Genomic DNA, 16358 nt, shown 5'->3' with positions numbered 1-16358 from the left:
GGTTAGGAGGATCGCAGTTGACTCTAGATCTTCTTACATTGCGACGGCAATGTTGGGACGAGTCACATCTTTCACCCCCGATAGCGATTAACACTCGCATATCGGACGACCGGCTTTCGGCGCGCTACGTTCGGACTATGCCGAAGGCCATCTGGAACGACGAAGTGATCGCCGAGAGCGACGACACCGTGGTTGTCGAGGGAAGGCTCTACTTCCCACGCGAGTCGCTGCGCGAGGACGTGCTGGCCCCCTCCGAGACGCACACCATCTGCCCCTGGAAAGGCCGGGCGTCGTATTACACGCTGAGCTCGAACGGACACACCACCACCGACGCCGTCTGGTTCTATCCCGAGCCGAAGCCGGACGCCGGGGTGGTACGCGACCGCGTTGCCTTCTGGAAGGACGTGCACGTCGAGGACTGACCGCGGCGGGGGCCCATCACGCGATGCGCGGATGGGCCTCCTCGATCGAGGTCACCTCGAGATAGTCCAGCATGTCCCGCTGCTCCTCGACGTCGAGCGCCCCGAACGCCTCGTAGGCGACCGCGCGCGAGTGCTCCGTCTCGGCCGCGAGCAGCGCGATGATGCCCGACCAGGCCAGCGAGACCCGGTCGAACAGGCGCGCCCGCCGCAGCGAGGTCAGCCGGCTCAGCATCGCCACCTTGGTCGCCGCGTCGTCGTCGGCCGCGATCCGGTCGGACAGCTCGAAGAGCGCCTTGCCCCGGTACGGATGCTCGGCCTCGACCATGCGGGCCAGCTCGGCGTTCGACATCCGGTCGACGGCCGGTGCGGGGCCGCGGCGCGGAAGCGAAGGTTTGTCACCGGGCACGACTGTCACGTCCGCTCTCGAACCCGTTTCCGGGCGGCTGGTGCGGCAGGGTCGGGGTGTTGGCGAACGACGGGAACGGCGGCGCGGCCGGCATGACCGGCGACGGCGGCCCCCCGTCCTCGGGGTCGGCGTCGACCACCTCCGCGACCTGCTCGGCCAGGGCAGCCTGGGCCCGGCGCATGGTGCGCAGGATCTCGTGCGAGAGGGTCGCTCCGCTCAGGCGCTGGACCCGGTCGTCGAGACGCAGTCCGGTCACGACGCCGGTGCTGCCGACAGTCACCGTGACCACGCCGTCCTCGTCGGTTGCGGACGCACTCAGCGACGCAAGTCGATCCGCCAGATTTCCACTCGGCACTACTTCGTCCTCCGTTGCCGACTTTTTCCTCTGTTGCCCTATGAGATCACGCTCCGGCCCGAGCTTGCCGCACACCCCGTCGCTGCGCACGCCGGTCACCCGACCTGACGACCACCGTAACCGGGACGCAACACATCGGTCGTCGCGAAAAGACTCATGCGCCTCCGGCCCCGGCCGATCGAACGCGTCGGAGGTGCTGCATGGTGCGTTTCGGCAAGGCGCTGGACCGCGTGCGACGCGGGGTCGACATCGCCATGATCTTTGCGTCGCTGCTGGTGGTGGCCTGGCCTCATCGGGGCGCAGGCGGGTGGGCCTGGGCACTCTCGCTGGGCGTCGTCGTGGCGGTCGGCGCGATCGTGGTCAAGGCGGCCGGACGCCGGCCGCTGCTGCAGTACGCCCCGGTCGCCGCGGCCCTCGTGACGACGGCCGTGCACACCCATCTGGGCGACGCCGGCCCCGGCCTGATCTGGCTGGTCCTGACCGTCACCGGCATCATCCTGATCCGCCAGTTCCTGGGCTCGCACACCAACCAGGGCCTGATGCGCGACCTCACCCGGCAGCGCGCGATCCTGGCCCGGCAGGCCTTCCGCGACCCGCTGACCGGGCTCGGCAACCGCGCGATGTTCATGGATCACGCCAAGGACGCCCTCGACGACGCCGACGACACCATGACCGCGGTGATCCTGTTCGACCTCGACGGTTTCAAGGGCATCAACGACACGTACGGGCACGCGGCCGGCGACGAACTGCTCAAAATCACGGCCGAGCGGCTGAACGCGAACGTGCGCGCCAACGACACGGTGTCCCGGCTCGGCGGTGACGAGTTCGTCGTGCTGCTCCCCCGGCTGGCCGACGACGATACCGCCGACACGGTGGCCTCCCGGATCCTGCGCGACCTGCAGCAGCCGCTCTCGGTCGACGAACTGATCCTTTCCGTACGGGCCAGCGCCGGCATCTCCGTGGCCCGCGGCGCCGAACACGATGTGGACTCGCTGCTGCGCGAGGCCGACGAGGCGCTCTATCACGCCAAGGACGACGGCAAGGGCCTCGTGCGCCGGTTCGACCCGGCCCGCTTCGCCGAGACCGCCCAGCGCCGCAAGGACGAGAACGACCTGCGCCGCGCGCTCGCCGAGTGTCAGTTCGAGGTGCACTACCAGCCGATCGTCGACCTCAACGGCGAGCACACCGTCGGCGTCGAGGCGCTGGTGCGCTGGCGTCACCCGATCCGCGGGCTGCTGGCGCCGGGCGACTTCATCGACCTGACCGAGCAGCTCGGCCTGATGCACGGCCTCGGCCTGTGGGTGCTGCGCGAGGCGTGTGTGCAGGCCGTCCAGTGGCAGCGCGCACACCCCGGCTTCAAGCTCAACGTCAACCTGTCGGCCACCCAGCTGGCCAGTCCCGAGCTGACCGACGAGATCCGCACGGTGCTGACCGACACCGGGATGCCGGCCGACCTGCTGGTGCTCGAGCTGACCGAGTCGGCCGCCCTGACCGACCTGACCGAATCGGCCCGCGTGCTGGATTCGCTCAAGAGCCTCGGCGTCCGCATCGCGCTCGACGACTTCGGCACCGGCTTCTCGTCGCTCAGCCACCTGGGCGCGCTGCCGGTGGACGTGGTGAAGATCGACAAGTCGTTCGTGCAGGCCATGCAGGAGTCGACCGCGAACGGCTCGGTGGCCGAGGCGGTGCTCCACATCGCCCGCACGTTCAACCTGTCGCCGGTGGCCGAGGGCGTCGAGGACGAGGCACAGGCGGCCATGCTGCGCGAACTCGCCTGCACCCAGGCCCAGGGCTACCACTTCGCCAAGCCGATGCCCGCCGCCGAACTGACCGGGCTGCTCGACAGGCAGACCACGATCGTCCTCGAACGGCACTGATCGAAGGGGCTAGAGCGGCGGCAGGTCGAGGTCGGTCTCGAGCCGCTCGCCCAGGGCCACTCGGGCCGGCACGGGGTGGCCTTCCCCGTACGCCTTCGTGAGCGCCGCCGACACCTGATGACGGGCCTCGTCGTCGCCGCCGTCGAGCACCGCGTTCCAGGCACAGGCCAGGGTGTCGGGGTGCTCGGCGCCGCGGATCATGCGGGACCGCTGCCACGTCTCGCCCGCCAGCTGCTGGCCCTCCTGCCGCTCGCCCAGTCCGAACAGGTCGGACGCGAAGCCGTTGGCGCAGCTCATCGTGAACGGATGATCGGGGCCGACGCTGCGCCGCAGGCCGCCGAGCGCTTCCTCGTCGATGCGGCGCGCCTCGGCGTAGCGGCCGGTCGCGCGGATCACCCCGGCCAGCGAGGCCGCGGCGGCGAGCGTGAACGGATGATCGTCGCCGAGCACCGAGTGGTACCGGGTCACCGCCCGTTCGAGCAGCTCGTGGGCCCGGTCAAAATCTTCCGCTTCCCGTACGGCGTTGGCCAGCGAGACGACCGCGGCCAGCGTCTCGACGTGCAGGTCGCCGAAGCGCCGGCGGGTCAGCTCGACCACCGACTCGGCCAGCGGCACGGCCGACGACTGCCCCCGCCGCCGGGCCGCCATCGCCGCGAACCGGGCCGCCCACAACGCGAACGGATGATCGTCGCCCACCGTGCCCGGCCGCACCGCGGCCACTTCGGCGGCGGCCGCGTAGTCGCCCAGTCCGAAGAGGTCGAACGCCAGCTCGGCCCGCGACGACAGGATCTCCGGATGCCCGTCGGCGAAGATCGCCTGCCGGTGCCGCAGGGTCTGCTCGTCGAGGGTGCGGGCGCCCCGGAAGTCGCCGAGCAGCCGCAGGTCGGCGGCGAGGTTGTTGGCGCAGCGCAGCGCGGTCGGGAAGCTCACGCCGAACAGCCGGCGATAGCGCACCAGGTTGTCCGCGTCGAGCTGGCGGGCCTGGCCGAAGTGGCCGCGGATGCGCAGGTCGGCCCCGACGCTGTTGGCCGTGGCCAGGGTCGCCTCGTCGTCGCCGCCGAGCACCTCGCGCTGGGCCCGCAGGGTCTGCGCGTTCAGCTCGCGGGCCTCGGCCGTGCGGCCCACCGCCCGCAGCGCGTTGCCCAGGTGGAACGAGGCGAGCAGGGTCTGCGGCTCGGTCTCGCCCAGCGACTCGCGCCACCGGGTCACCGCGGCCGCGGCCAGATCGCGGCTGGAGTCGTAGTCGCCGCGGGCGAAGTGGTAGCGCACGCAGTTGATGACCAGCTGGCGGATCTCTTCGGCGCCGGCGCCGAGCACATCGGAGTGGATCAGATGTGGGGTCAGTTCGGCGTAGCGCGAGCGGGTCGCCGGGTCGTCCGGGTCGCCGGGGTCGGCCGCGGCGAGCATGGCCCGGACCGTGCCGAGCAGCGCGGCGTGCCGTTCCGAGCTGAGTTCCTGGCCGAGCAGGCCGCGCACCAGCGGGTGCACGAGCAGGTGCTCGCCGGGCGGGTCGAGCTCGGCCAGCCCGTACCGTCCGATGAGGCGCAACGCGGCCTTGAGCCGCCGCTCGATGCGCACGGTCGGGGCCAGCTCGGGTGGCAGCGGCAGCATGCGCGCGCCCCAGAGCAGCCGCCACGAAACCGGCGCGCTGCCCAGGAAGGCGCACAACTCCAGCAGCTCGTACGCGGCCGGCGAGACCTCCTTCAGCTCGTCGGCGGCCAGACCCCACGCCACCCGTACGGGGGTGGGGAAGGCCAGCTCGGCGGCGCGCGCGTCGTAGCGGGTCAGGTAGTCGTCGATCGTGCGCCCGGTGGCGGCTCGGACCGCGGCGGCCAGCTCGAGGGCCATCGGCACGTCGTCCAGCCGCCCGGCCAGGTGTTCGGCATCGTCCACGGTCAGCTCGGAAGCACGCCGGCGCAGCAGGTCGACGCTGTCGGCCCGGTCGAACACGCCGATCGGCATGGCCTGGGCCACCTCGGCCGACCAGCGCGGGTTGCGGCTGGTCACCAGCACGTGGCCGGCCCCGCTGGGCAGATAGGGCTTGATGTCCTCGGGGCGGTTGGCATCCTCGAAGACGACCAGCCAGTTGCGGTACGGCTCGCCCCGGCTCAGCGCGTCGCGCACCGCGGCCAGCGTGCGGTTGATGTCGCCCGACTCGGGCAGCCCGAGCCGGTGGGCCAGCCCGATCAGCGCGGCGCGGGTGCCGGCGGCCTGCTCGGCCGGGATCCACCAGACCAGGTCATAGGTCTCGGCATATCGATACGCGTATTCGGCGGCCAGCTGGGTACGACCGGTGCCACCGAGCGGATGGTCCTCGCCGGGCAGGAGCACCACCGGGCCGGTTCCCAGACGGGTCCGGAGCTGCGCGAGAAGATCTTCGCGCCCGACGAAACGGGTATTGCGCGGCGGCAGACCGCCCAGGACCGGCACACCACGCTCCTCACGTGTTTGGTGATGCCGATTACCGTACGTGGAATCATCGCCACAGTGGAAGAAGGATCGCCTTGCCCGACGAGTTCGTGACGAGCCTGGACCGCGACGGCGAGGTCGCGACGGTCGCGCTGCGCGGCGAGGTCGACGTGCTGACCGTCGACCAGGTCCGGGCGGCGCTGACCGACGCGCTGGCGACCCGCCCGCGCGACATCGTGGTCGATCTCGCCGATCTCGTCTTCATCGACTCCACCGGCCTGGGCGCGCTGATCTTCGGTTTCCAGCGCGCCCGCGACGCCGGCGTCCGCTTCCGCCTGACCCGCGCGCCGGCCCCGATCCGGCAGATTCTGATGCTGAGCGGCCTGCTCGAGGTCGTCGAACTGAGCTGAGCGGTCAGGCCTTCGAGACGGCGAGGCCGATGCCGGGCGCGATCGGCTTGAGCCGCCCGCCGGCGAACAGCATCAGGCTCAGCACGCTGGCCAGCACGGCCAGTGCCCCGGCGCCGTACCAGGCCCACGTGTACGCCCCCAGCTGATCGCGGACCAGACCGGCCGCGGTGGCGGCGGCGGCCGCGCCGAGCTGGTGCGAGGCGAAGACCCAGCCGAAGACGACCGCGCCGCTCTCGCCGAAGTACTCCCGGCACAGCGTGACCGTGGGCGGCACCGTCGCGACCCAGTCCAGGCCGTAGAACAGGATGAACACCAGCATGCTGGGGTGCGCGGTGGCGGCGAACAGCGACGGCAGGATCAGCAGCGACAGGCCGCGCAAAAAGTAGTAGGCGCCGAGCAGGATTCGGCTGTCCACCCGGTCGGTCAGCCAGCCGGAGAAGATCGTGCCCGCAATGTCGAACAGCCCGACCAGGGCGAGCAGGCCGGCGGCGGTGGTCTCGGCCATGCCGTGGTCGTGCGCGGCCGGGATGAAGTGGGTGCCGACCAGGCCGTTGGTGGTCGCGCCGCAGATGGCGAAGCCGCCGGCCAGCAACCAGAACGGCCGCGTCCGGGCCGCCCGGCCGAGCGCGCGCAGGGCCGTGCGGGCGGCCCCGGCGGGCGCGATCGGCTTGGGCTCCTCGTATTCACCGCCGAGGGCGCCCAGGCCGAGCTCGGCCGGATGGTCGCGCAGCCGCCACCAGACCAGCGGCACGACCAGCAGGGCGGCGGCGGTGACGGTCAGCGCCGCGGGCCGCCAGCCGGAGTGCTCGGTCAGCGTGGCCAGCACGGGCAGGAACACCAGGTTGCCGGCCGCGCCGCCCGCGGTGAGCACGCCGGTGACCAGGCCGCGGTGCTTGACGAACCAGCGGCCGGTGATGGTGGCGACGAAGCCGAGCGCCATCGAGCCGGTGCCCAGGCCGACCAGCACGCCCCAGAGCAGGATCAGCTGCCAGCTCGACTGCATGAACACGGTCAGGCCGGAGCCGGTGGCCACCAGCAGCAGGGCGATCATGACGATCCGGCGGATGCCGAACCGTTCCATCAGGGCCGCGGCGAACGGCGCGGTCAGGCCGTAGAGCATCAGGTTGACCGAGACGGCGGCCGAGATCGTGCCGAGGGACCAGCCGAACTCCTCGTGCAGTGGGCGGATCATCACGGACGGGGTGGCCCGGAAGCCGGCCGCGCCGACCAGCGCGACGAACGCCACGACGGCCACCAGCCAGGCGGGATGGATGCGGAACTTGGTCACGTACAGATTCTGCGAATCCCGGGCCGCTCGGGCGAGTGGCCGGGAGGCCATCATGCGTAAGAATCGGGCCATGGCTTCCCACACCATCGCCGTCCTGGCCCTCGACGGGGTCGTCACGTTCGATCTCGGCACCGCCACGCAGGTGTTCAGCGCGGCCCGGGGCGCCGACAAGCGGAAGCTCTACGACATCCTGGTCTGCGGCCCCGGCCCGGTCCGCAGCGCGGCCGGGTTCACGATCGTCGCGGATCACGACCTGAGCGTGCTCGAGATCGCCGACACGGTCGTCGTGCCCGGCGTCGATGCCGGGAGCACCGTGACGGACGGGACGCTGCGGGAGGACGTACGGGAAGCTCTGGTGAAAGCGGCGGCCCGGGGCGCGCGCATCGTCTCGATCTGCACCGGCGCCGCCGTGCTGGCCGCGGCCGGCCTGCTCGACGGGCGCCCGGCCGCCACCCACTGGTTCTGGGGCGACCGCATCGGCCGGCTCTATCCGCGGGTCAGATGGAATCTGGACGTGCTCTTCGTGGACGACGGCGACGTGCTCACCTCGGCCGGGGTGGGCGCCGGGGCCGATCTCTGCCTGCACATCGTGCGCAGCGACCACGGCGCCGAGGTGGCCAACCGCGCGGCCCGGCGCTGCGTGCTGCCGCCGTGGCGCGACGGCGGTCAGGCCCAGTTCATCGAGCGGCCGGTCCCGCACTCCGACGGCACCGGCACCGCGCCGACCCGGGCCTGGGCGCTCGACCGGCTGGCCGAGCCGGTGACGCTGGAGGAGATGGCCGGGCACGCGCGGATGAGCGTGCGGACCTTCACCCGGCGCTTCCGCGAGGAGACCGGCACGAGCCCGCGGCAGTGGATTTTGCGGCAGCGCATCGCGCACGCTCAGCTTCTGCTCGAGTCGACCGATCTGGGGGTGGAGGCGGTGGCCCGGCGCTCGGGCCTGGGCAGCGCGACGGCGCTGCGGCAACACCTGCAGGCGACGATCGGCGTAGCGCCCACAGCTTACCGCCGGACCTTCCGCCAACCGGTGTAAATTACGTCATAACTACCCGGATCTCAGCTTTAGCCCCCGACGCCCGATAGGCATAGGCAAGCACCGTTATGCCTAGACCAAGGACGTCATGGACCAGACTTTCCGCCCGCTGCTCGACGCCCTGAAGCAGATCGGGATCGATCCGCAAGCCGTGGACTCGGCGGCGGCGGAAGCGCAGCGCAGCGGCCGGTCCGTGCGCGCGGTCCTCATCAACGACCAGGTCGTCACCGAGGAGCAGCTGACCCAGGCGGCCGCCCTGGCGTTCGGCATCAACACGGTCGACCTGGTCAGCTTCACGCCCGATCCGGCCGCTCTCAAGAAGATCCCGCTGTCCGTCGTGCTGCGCCACCGCGTGCTCGGCATCTCGATGTCCGACGGCGAAATCGTCGTGGGCGTCACCGACCCCGGCGACGTGGTCGCCCTGGACGACGTCCGGGCCGCCACCGGCATGACCGTACGACCGGTCGTGGTGGCGCGCAGCGAGGTCCGCCGGATCATCGAGAAACTCCAGCGCGAGTCCAGCGACCTGGGCGACATGGTCGACGACGAGGCCGAGTCCCAGAGCGGGATGGCGGCCCAGGCGACCAGCGCCGACGACGCGCCGATCGTGCGCTACGTCAACAACCTGATCGAGCAGGCCGTCATGAACCGCGCCTCCGACCTGCACCTCGAGCCGACCGAGGACGACATGCGGGTCCGCTACCGCATCGACGGCGTGCTCCACGAGGTCGACATCGTGCCGCGCGGCGTCATGGCCGCCCTTACGTCGCGCATCAAGATCATGTCGGGCGTCGACATCACCGAGAAGCGGGTGCCGCAGAACGGCCGCATCACCGCCCTCATCCGCGACCGCACGGTCGACCTGCGTACCGCCACGCTGCCCACGGTGTGGGGCGAGAAGCTGGTGCTCCGGGTGCTCGACACCGGCGGCATCGACCTCGACGTGAACAAGCTCGGGTTCACCCAGCACAACCTGGAGCGATACGCGGCGTCGTTCAGCAAGCCGCACGGCATGCTGCTGGTGACCGGCCCGACCGGTTCCGGCAAGTCGACCACGCTGTACGCCACCCTGGGCCGGATCAGCAAGCCCGAGGTCAACGTGATCACCGTCGAGGACCCGGTCGAGTACCGGCTCCGCGGCGTCAACCAGGTGCAGGTCAACGCCAAGGCCGGCCTGACCTTCGCGGCGGTGCTGCCGGCCATCCTGCGGTCCGACCCGGACGTCGTGCTGATCGGTGAGATCCGGGACGGCAACACCGCGCAGATCGCCGTCGAGGCCTCGCTGACCGGTCACCTCGTGCTCTCCACGCTGCACACCAACGACGCCCCGGGCGCGGTCACCCGTCTCACCGAGATGGGCATCGAGCCGTTCCTGGTCGGTTCGTCGCTCGACTGCGTGCTGGCCCAGCGGCTGTCGCGGCGACTCTGCGACTGGTGCAAGGAGGCCTACAAGCCGACCGAGGAAGAGCTCGTCGGCGCGCGCTGGCCGTTCGAGGACCTGACCGTGCCCGAGGTGCTCTACCGGCCGGTCGGCTGCCGTAACTGCGCCAACACCGGCTATCGGGGCCGGATCGCACTGCACGAGGTCATGCCGATCTCGCCCGAGATCGAGGCGCTGACCATCCGGCGGGCCTCCACCAACGAGATCCGCGAGGTGGCGCTCTACCAGGGCATGTACGACCTGCGCGCGGACGGCCTGGCCAAGGCGTCGGGCGGGCTCACTTCGGTGCGCGAGGTGTCCCGAGTGGCGATCTAGCAGCCGTGCCTGAGCGGCGAACCAGATTATCCCGTACGCCGATCGACCGCCCGAAAACGCCGGAAGAGCCCCTAAACCGGTCCGGCCCGGTGCCGAATCTAAGGGGCGTCCCGAACCGACGAGCAGATTGCCGGTGACGATGTACCAGACCGACCAGATGGTTCCCCAGCAGGCCGCGCCGGCCGCGCCCGGCGATCTCGCCGTGCTCAACCAGATGCTCGTCACCCTGGTCGAGTCCAAGGGCTCCGACCTGCACCTGACCGTCGGCACGCCGCCGATGATGCGGGTCAACGGCGGCCTGCGCCCGATCCCCGGCTACGGCAACCTCAACTCGTCCGACACCGCGCTGCTGGCCCGGGCGGCCGTCTCGCCCGACCAGTGGCAGACCTTCCAGGAGTCACAGGAACTCGACTTCGCGCACAGCATCGTCGGCGTCTCCCGGTTCCGCGGCAACCTCTACATCCAGCGCAACTCGTGCGGCGCGGTCTTCCGGGCCATCCCGCACGAGATCAAGCCGCTGGACGAGCTGGGCATGCCCGACTCGGTGGCCCGCTTCGCCCACCTGCCCCGCGGCCTCGTGCTGGTGACCGGCCCGACCGGTTCCGGCAAGACCACGACGCTGGCGTCGATCCTCGACCTGGCCAACCGCAGCCGGGCCGACCACATCATCACCATCGAGGACCCGATCGAGTTCCTCCACCCGCACAAGCGCAGCGTGGTCAACCAGCGCGAGGTCGGCAGCGACACCGAGGACTTCGCCAGCGCGCTCAAGCACGCGCTGCGGCAGGACCCCGACATCATCCTGGTCGGCGAGCTGCGCGACCTGGAGACCACGGCGACCGCGCTGACCGCGGCCGAGACCGGTCACCTGGTGCTGGCCACGCTGCACACGCAGAGCGCCACGCAGACCATCGACCGCGTCATCGACATCTTCCCGCCGCACCAGCAGCTGCAGATCCGCGCCCAGCTGGCCGCCTCGCTCCAAGGCGTGATCACCCAGGCGCTGGCGCCGCGCGCGGACAACAAGGGCCGGGTCGTGGTGTGCGAGATCCTCACCGCCACCCCGGCCATCCGCAGCCTGATCCGCGAGGGCAAGTCGCACCAGATCCCGTCGTTCATGCAGGCCGGCGCGGGCGACGGCATGCTCGCGTTCGACCAGCACCTGGCCGAGAAGGTGCGGGAGCAGGTCGTGACGCTGCAGGCCGCCCTGGAGATCTGCCACTCGAAGGAAGAGCTCAAGCGACTCGTGGGACGGATGTGATCCGATGCCGGCTACCAAGGTCTATCGGTACAGCAGCATCGACGGCGCCGGTCACCGGACCAAGGGCACCGTCGAGGCGCCCAACGAGACGGCCGCCGGTCACCTTCTGAAACAGCGCGGCGAGACGCCCCTGGAGCTGGTCGAGACCGGCAAGGGCCTCGACATGGAGATCAAGATCCCCGGCTTCGGCAACCGGGTCAAGCTCAAGGATCTCGCCGTCTTCGCCCGCCAGTTCTCCACCATGACCGCATCCGGCATGTCGCTGCTGCGGTCGCTGGCAATCCTCGAGGAACAGTGCAGTTCGGCGCCGCTCAAGAGGGCGCTGGGCGATCTGCGTACGGATGTGGCCGGTGGAGCGTCGCTGTCCGGTTCGATGGCCAAGCACGACCGCATCTTCCCGCGCCTGATGATCGCCATGGTCCGGGCCGGTGAGACCGGCGGCATGATCGACCGCGCTCTCGAGCAGATCGCGGACAGCCTGGAGAAGGACACCGAGCTCCGCGGCAAGATCAAGAGTGCGATGACCTACCCGGCGATCGTGCTGTCGTTCACCTTCGTGCTGATCGCCGCGGTGCTCATCTTCATCGTCCCGATCTTCGAGGGCATGTTCAAGAACCTCGGCGGCGAGCTGCCGGCGATCACCCAGTTCCTGGTCGACGCCAGCCACAACATGTGGTGGATCGGGCCGCTCGTCCTGGGTGTGGGCATCGGCGGGTCGATCTTCTACAAGCGGCAGATGCGCGCCAGCGAGGAATTCCGCTACAAGGTCGACAAGATCAAGGTGCGCCTGCCGGTCTTCGGCCCGCTCTTCCGCAAGCTGGCCATGAGCCGGTTCTCGCGCAACCTGGGCCTGCTGCTCAACGTCGGCGTGCCGGTGATGCAGGCGCTGACCGTGGTCGGCGAGACCACCGGCAACGAGGTCATCAACGCGGCCATGAAGGACGTGCAGGCCGCCGTGCGCGACGGCCAGACGATGTCCTCGGCCCTGCGGCACCACACGATCTTCCCGGCCATGGTCACGCAAATGATCGAAGTTGGCGAAGAAAGCGGCCAAATCAGTCAGATGCTGGACAAGGTTGCCGATTTCTATGACAGGGAAGTCGACGCCGCCGCCGAGTCCCTGACCGCTTCGATCGAACCGATCATGGTGCTCGTCATGGGCGCCGTGGTCGGCGGAATGGTGATCTGTCTGTACCTGCCGATGTTCACCATTTACCAGAACATCCAGAGCAATTGACGTCTGGACCAGGCCGGACTCCCGCCGGCCGAACGGGCCCCCGCCCGGTAACACCCGCCCGTCCCACCCTGACGCCATGGAGGCACCCCCAATGCAGGAAACGATCAACCGGCTGCGTAACAAGAAGGACGACGAGGGCTTCACCCTCATCGAGCTCCTCGTGGTCGTGGTCATCATCGGCGTGCTGGTCGCCATCGCCGTGCCGGTCTACCTCAACTACCGCAAGGGAGCCGCGGACAAGTCGGCGCAGTCCGACGTACGCGGCGCGGTGAGCACGATCGAGCAGTACTACACCGACAACGGCAACTCGTACCCGACCACCGCGATGACGGAGAAGGCCGAGAGCTTCAGCCTCTACCCCAACACGCCGGCCAACACCAGCGCCGCCCCGGCCGGCTGGGTCACCCTGTCGGACAAGACCAAGCTCACCTACCTGGTCGGCACCTCCGCAACGGCCAACAGCGTCACGACCGTCTCGACCTACAAGGTCTGCGCGATCAACGACAACGGCAGCGGCAAGCTCTACGTCTACGACAGCGCCCTCGGCGGCTCGGTCAAGACGATCAACAACGGCAAGATCGCCAGCTGCACCGCCTGACGCGCTGAATCGGGTGGCGCCCTGAGGCGCCACCCGCTTCCCATCGCCCGGCTCGAGAACGGAGGACTCCGATGCAGACCTTTCTGCTCGTCGTGGTCGCCGTGCTCGGCCTGGTCGTGGGTTCGTTCCTCAACGTCGTGATCTACCGGGTGCCGCGCGACGAATCGCTGTCGCATCCCCGGTCGCACTGCCCGGCCTGCGGCAACCAGGTCCGCAACCGGCACAACATCCCGGTGCTGAGCTGGCTAGTGCTCCGCGGCCGGTGCGCCGACTGCCGGGCCCCGATCAGCGTCCGCTACCCGCTCGTCGAGGCCGGCACCGCCATCCTGTTCGTCGCGGTGGCGGCCCGGTTCGGCTTCTCCTGGGAGCTGCCGGCCTATCTCTACCTGGCGGCGATCTCGGTGGCCCTGGCCGCGATCGACCTCGACGTGATGCGCCTCCCCGACAAGATCGTCCTGCCCTCCTACGCGGTGGCCCTGGCCCTCATGGCCCCCGCGGTGATCGCCGAAGGCACCTGGTCGGCGGCCGGACGGGCGCTGCTCGCGGCGGCCGTGCTCTACGTCGGCTACTTCATCCTGGCCAGCCTGCCCCGCGGGATGGGCGGCGGTGACCTCAAGCTCAGCCCGCTGATCGGCTTCTACCTCGGCTGGCTCGGGTGGAGCTCGGTTGCAATCGGCGCGTTCGCCGCGTTCCTGTTCGGTGGCGTCGTCGGCGCAGCGCTGATGCTGACCCGCCGGGCCGGCCGCAAGACCCGCATCCCCTTCGGTCCCTACATGCTCGCCGGCGCCTTCCTCGCGGTCTTCGCCGGCGCCCCGATCGCGCAGTGGTACGCCTCGCTGCTCGTCCCCACCGTCTGACCCACTCTCCGCTCTTCGTTCCAAGGAAGGAATCCGATGGCTGGCGTCACCCCGATCGGCCTGGACATCGGCACGTCCTCCATCCGTGCCGTCGAGGTCCGCCGAGGCAAGGACGACTACTCGTTGTCCAACTTCGGCCAGGTCCCGCTGCCGCTCGGCGCGGTGCACGGCGGAGTGGTGCAGGACCAGGTGATGGTCACCTCGGCCCTCAAGCAGCTCTGGGCCGCGTGCAAGTTCGGCACCAAGAACGTCAACCTCGGCGTGACCAACCCGCAGCTGGTCGTGCGCGAGATGTCGGTGTCCAACCTGCCCGCCAAGGAGATGCGGCAGGCGCTGCCGTTCCAGGTCAAGGACGCGCTGCCGCTGGCCGTCGAGCGCTCGCTGCTGGACTTCTATCCGCTCGAGGACCCGGGCGACAACCCGACCGTACGGGGGCTGCTCATCGCCATGCCCAAGGAGGCCGTGATGAGCGCCGTGAACGCGGTCGAAAAGGCCGGACTGCACGTCAAGGGGGTCGACCTGGCGTCGTTCGCCCTGCTGCGCGCCGCCTCCCGGCTGGACGCCCAGGTCGAGGCGATCGTCGACATCGGTCTCGACGTCACCAGCGTGGTCGTGCACGCCGACGGCGAGCCGCTGATCGTGCGGACCGTGCCGCGCGGCGGCCAGGAGATCACCGACAGCATCGCGTCCCGGCTCGGCATCCCACGGCCCGAGGCCGAGGAGCTCAAGTGCCGGTTCGGGCTGCACGGCGACGGCCGCGAGGACGCCGCCGAGGCCGCCGAGGAGGCCGTCCGCCCGCTGGTCAGCGAGCTGCGCAGCTCCTTCACCTACCTCGCCTCGGGTGAGCGGCAGAAGCAGGTGACCCGGCTCGCGCTCTGCGGTGGCAGCGCGCTCATGCCCGGCCTGGCCGAGCACCTTCAGAACGAACTGCGGATCACCGTCATGTACGCCGACGGCGCCAGCCGCCTCAAGGACACGCGCCGGGGCCGCGAACGCGGCTTCGACAGCTTCGTGCCCTCGGCCGCGGTGTCGATCGGCCTGACCCTGGGAGCGGCAGCCTGATGACCACGACTCAAACCGCCCTGATTCCGGTCGACCCGGCGGTCTCCCCCGCACAGGCGTCGCGCATCCTGACCATCCGCGCCAACCTGCTGCCCGAGGAGATCACCGCGGGCCGCCGGGCCCGGCGTACCCGGGGCGCGCTGATCGCCGCCGTGGTCGTCGTCCTGGCCGGGCTCGGCGGCTGGTACTTCTACGCGGTTCAGCAGCTCGACACCGCGAACGAGAACCGGACCCTGGTCAACGAACAGGTCGATCGGGCGCGGGACGACAAGCGGGACTACGCGGGCGTGACCGGCATCATCAGCGACCGCGACACCGTCAAGGCCGACCTCAAGACGCTGATGGCCAACGACCTGCCCTGGGCTCAGAAGACCGACGCCCTGCGGGACACCGCGGCGGCCGCCGACGTCACGATCCAGGAGATCGGCGGCACCGTGCTCCGGCAGGACGCCGTGGTCACGAATGCCCCGGGCACCACCGGCAAGGCGGCCGCGGCCACCGAACGTACGGTGGCCACGGTGACCATTGCCGGCACGTCGCCGGACAAGCCCCAGGTTGCCGCGTTCATCGACAAGCTGGCCGACCTCAAGGGCTTCTCGGACCCGTACCTGACCAACCTGTCGGAGAACGAGGACGTGTGGGACTACGCCCTCACAGTCAACATTAATTCGTCCGCGCTGTGCGGTCGCTTCACCAAGACCTGCCCCGCGACCGGAGGCAACTGATGGACGCCCGTCGCACCGACCGGATCTGGCTCATCGGCGGCATCGTGGCCATCGTCATCCTCGTCTCGGCGGCCTGGCTGCTCGCCATCTCGCCCAAGTACGCCGAGGCCGACACCGTGCAGACCGAAGCCGACGACACCACCCTCCAGCTGACCAAGCTGAAGAAGGAGGTGGCCGCGCTCAAGGCGCAGGACGCCAAGAAGCCCGCCTATCAGGCCCAGCTCGACGCCCTCATCAAGAACCTGCCCGAGACGTACGGGCAGCCGGCCTTCATCCGCTCACTCAAGGACGCGGGAACCCGGGCGGGCGTCTCGGTGACCGTGCTCTCGGCCGGCAACACCGTCGTGTCGTCGAACGTGGCGACCGCGGCGGAGATGCCTCTCACGATCAGCGCGTCCGGCACCGCGGCCGAGGTCAGCACCTTCCTCGATCAGATGCAGCAGATCCAGCCCCGGGCCGTGCTCGTCAACGCGGTCAACCTCACCACCGGCGACGACAATGTGGTCACCGCCAGCCTGACGCTGAGCGCCTTCTGCACCACCTCGGACGTCGCCGACAGCGCGAAGACGGACCGCACCGACCGCTGCCGGGCCGCCGGATGAGCTGGGCCCGACCGGCGCAAGGGTGAACCACCGACGGGTGGCACGACACTCCATTGTCAC

The 16358-nt window shown here is 70.1% G+C and carries 16 protein-coding genes; 12 read left to right on the top strand and 4 right to left on the bottom strand.

From position 1 onward, the window contains the following. Positions 1-137 precede the first annotated feature (137 nt). Entirely contained in the window at positions 138-422 is a 285-nt protein-coding gene (locus tag ACZ3I4_RS04400; RefSeq protein ID WP_465380393.1) for a DUF427 domain-containing protein, read from the top strand. Between the two features lie 16 nt (positions 423-438). Here ACZ3I4_RS04400 and ACZ3I4_RS04395 read toward each other — a convergent pair whose 3' ends face one another. Continuing rightward, positions 439-837, bottom strand: coding sequence for a hypothetical protein (locus tag ACZ3I4_RS04395; RefSeq protein ID WP_465380392.1), 399 nt, complete (start codon positions 835-837; stop codon positions 439-441). Then, complete coding sequence (locus tag ACZ3I4_RS04390) at positions 818-1183, bottom strand: YbaB/EbfC family nucleoid-associated protein (protein ID WP_465380391.1); 366 nt, start codon at positions 1181-1183, stop codon at positions 818-820. The genes ACZ3I4_RS04395 and ACZ3I4_RS04390 overlap by 20 nt, the downstream gene beginning before the upstream one ends. Positions 1184-1383: 200 nt before the next feature. Here ACZ3I4_RS04390 and ACZ3I4_RS04385 point away from each other — a divergent pair, with 200 nt between their 5' ends. Further along, the gene (locus ACZ3I4_RS04385) at positions 1384-3060 is read left to right on the top strand and encodes a putative bifunctional diguanylate cyclase/phosphodiesterase (protein WP_465380390.1); all 1677 of its coding nucleotides are present in this window, start codon (positions 1384-1386) and stop codon (positions 3058-3060) included. Positions 3061-3069: 9 nt separating this feature from the next. On the opposite strand, the gene fxsT is transcribed toward ACZ3I4_RS04385, so the two are convergent. Beyond that, the gene (fxsT, locus tag ACZ3I4_RS04380) at positions 3070-5490 is read right to left on the bottom strand and encodes an FxSxx-COOH system tetratricopeptide repeat protein (RefSeq protein ID WP_465380389.1); all 2421 of its coding nucleotides are present in this window, start codon (positions 5488-5490) and stop codon (positions 3070-3072) included. Between the two features lie 74 nt (positions 5491-5564). Here fxsT and ACZ3I4_RS04375 point away from each other — a divergent pair, with 74 nt between their 5' ends. Next, positions 5565-5879 (top strand): STAS domain-containing protein, encoded by a 315-nt coding sequence (locus ACZ3I4_RS04375; protein ID WP_465380388.1) that lies wholly within the window; start codon positions 5565-5567, stop codon positions 5877-5879. Between the two features lie 4 nt (positions 5880-5883). Here the strand turns inward: ACZ3I4_RS04375 and ACZ3I4_RS04370 are convergent, their stop codons facing one another. Continuing rightward, on the bottom strand, positions 5884-7218 hold the full coding sequence (locus ACZ3I4_RS04370) for an MFS transporter (RefSeq protein ID WP_465380463.1): 1335 nt from the start codon (positions 7216-7218) through the stop codon (positions 5884-5886). Between the two features lie 19 nt (positions 7219-7237). Here ACZ3I4_RS04370 and ACZ3I4_RS04365 point away from each other — a divergent pair, with 19 nt between their 5' ends. From ACZ3I4_RS04365 to ACZ3I4_RS04325, 9 genes are all read left to right on the top strand, one after another. After that, the gene (locus ACZ3I4_RS04365; RefSeq protein WP_465380387.1) at positions 7238-8200 is read left to right on the top strand and encodes a GlxA family transcriptional regulator; all 963 of its coding nucleotides are present in this window, start codon (positions 7238-7240) and stop codon (positions 8198-8200) included. An 88-nt stretch (positions 8201-8288) separates the two neighbouring features. After that, positions 8289-9956, top strand: a complete 1668-nt coding sequence (locus ACZ3I4_RS04360; RefSeq protein WP_465380386.1) for a GspE/PulE family protein — start codon at positions 8289-8291, stop codon at positions 9954-9956. A gap of 139 nt (positions 9957-10095) precedes the next feature. Next, complete coding sequence (locus ACZ3I4_RS04355; RefSeq protein ID WP_465380462.1) at positions 10096-11217, top strand: type IV pilus twitching motility protein PilT; 1122 nt, start codon at positions 10096-10098, stop codon at positions 11215-11217. A 4-nt stretch (positions 11218-11221) separates the two neighbouring features. Beyond that, positions 11222-12454: a type II secretion system F family protein gene (locus ACZ3I4_RS04350; protein WP_465380385.1), complete on the top strand. Its 1233-nt coding sequence runs from the start codon at positions 11222-11224 to the stop codon at positions 12452-12454. Between the two features lie 76 nt (positions 12455-12530). After that, positions 12531-13052, top strand: coding sequence for a type II secretion system protein (locus ACZ3I4_RS04345; protein WP_465380384.1), 522 nt, complete (start codon positions 12531-12533; stop codon positions 13050-13052). Between the two features lie 71 nt (positions 13053-13123). Then, the gene (locus tag ACZ3I4_RS04340; protein ID WP_465380383.1) at positions 13124-13909 is read left to right on the top strand and encodes a prepilin peptidase; all 786 of its coding nucleotides are present in this window, start codon (positions 13124-13126) and stop codon (positions 13907-13909) included. Positions 13910-13945: 36 nt separating this feature from the next. Further along, positions 13946-14971: a type IV pilus assembly protein PilM gene (gene pilM / locus ACZ3I4_RS04335; protein ID WP_465380382.1), complete on the top strand. Its 1026-nt coding sequence runs from the start codon at positions 13946-13948 to the stop codon at positions 14969-14971. Further along, on the top strand, positions 14971-15696 hold the full coding sequence (locus tag ACZ3I4_RS04330; RefSeq protein ID WP_465380381.1) for a PilN domain-containing protein: 726 nt from the start codon (positions 14971-14973) through the stop codon (positions 15694-15696). Before pilM ends, ACZ3I4_RS04330 begins: the two co-directional genes overlap by 1 nt. Continuing rightward, the gene (locus ACZ3I4_RS04325) at positions 15696-16298 is read left to right on the top strand and encodes a type IV pilus inner membrane component PilO (protein WP_465380380.1); all 603 of its coding nucleotides are present in this window, start codon (positions 15696-15698) and stop codon (positions 16296-16298) included. Before ACZ3I4_RS04330 ends, ACZ3I4_RS04325 begins: the two co-directional genes overlap by 1 nt. Positions 16299-16358: the final 60 nt, after the last annotated feature.

This window comes from Actinoplanes sp. NPDC021490, from assembly GCF_055562135.1.
Note: the sequence above shows the minus strand (reverse complement) of the source record. Positions and strands in the feature narration are given on the sequence as shown.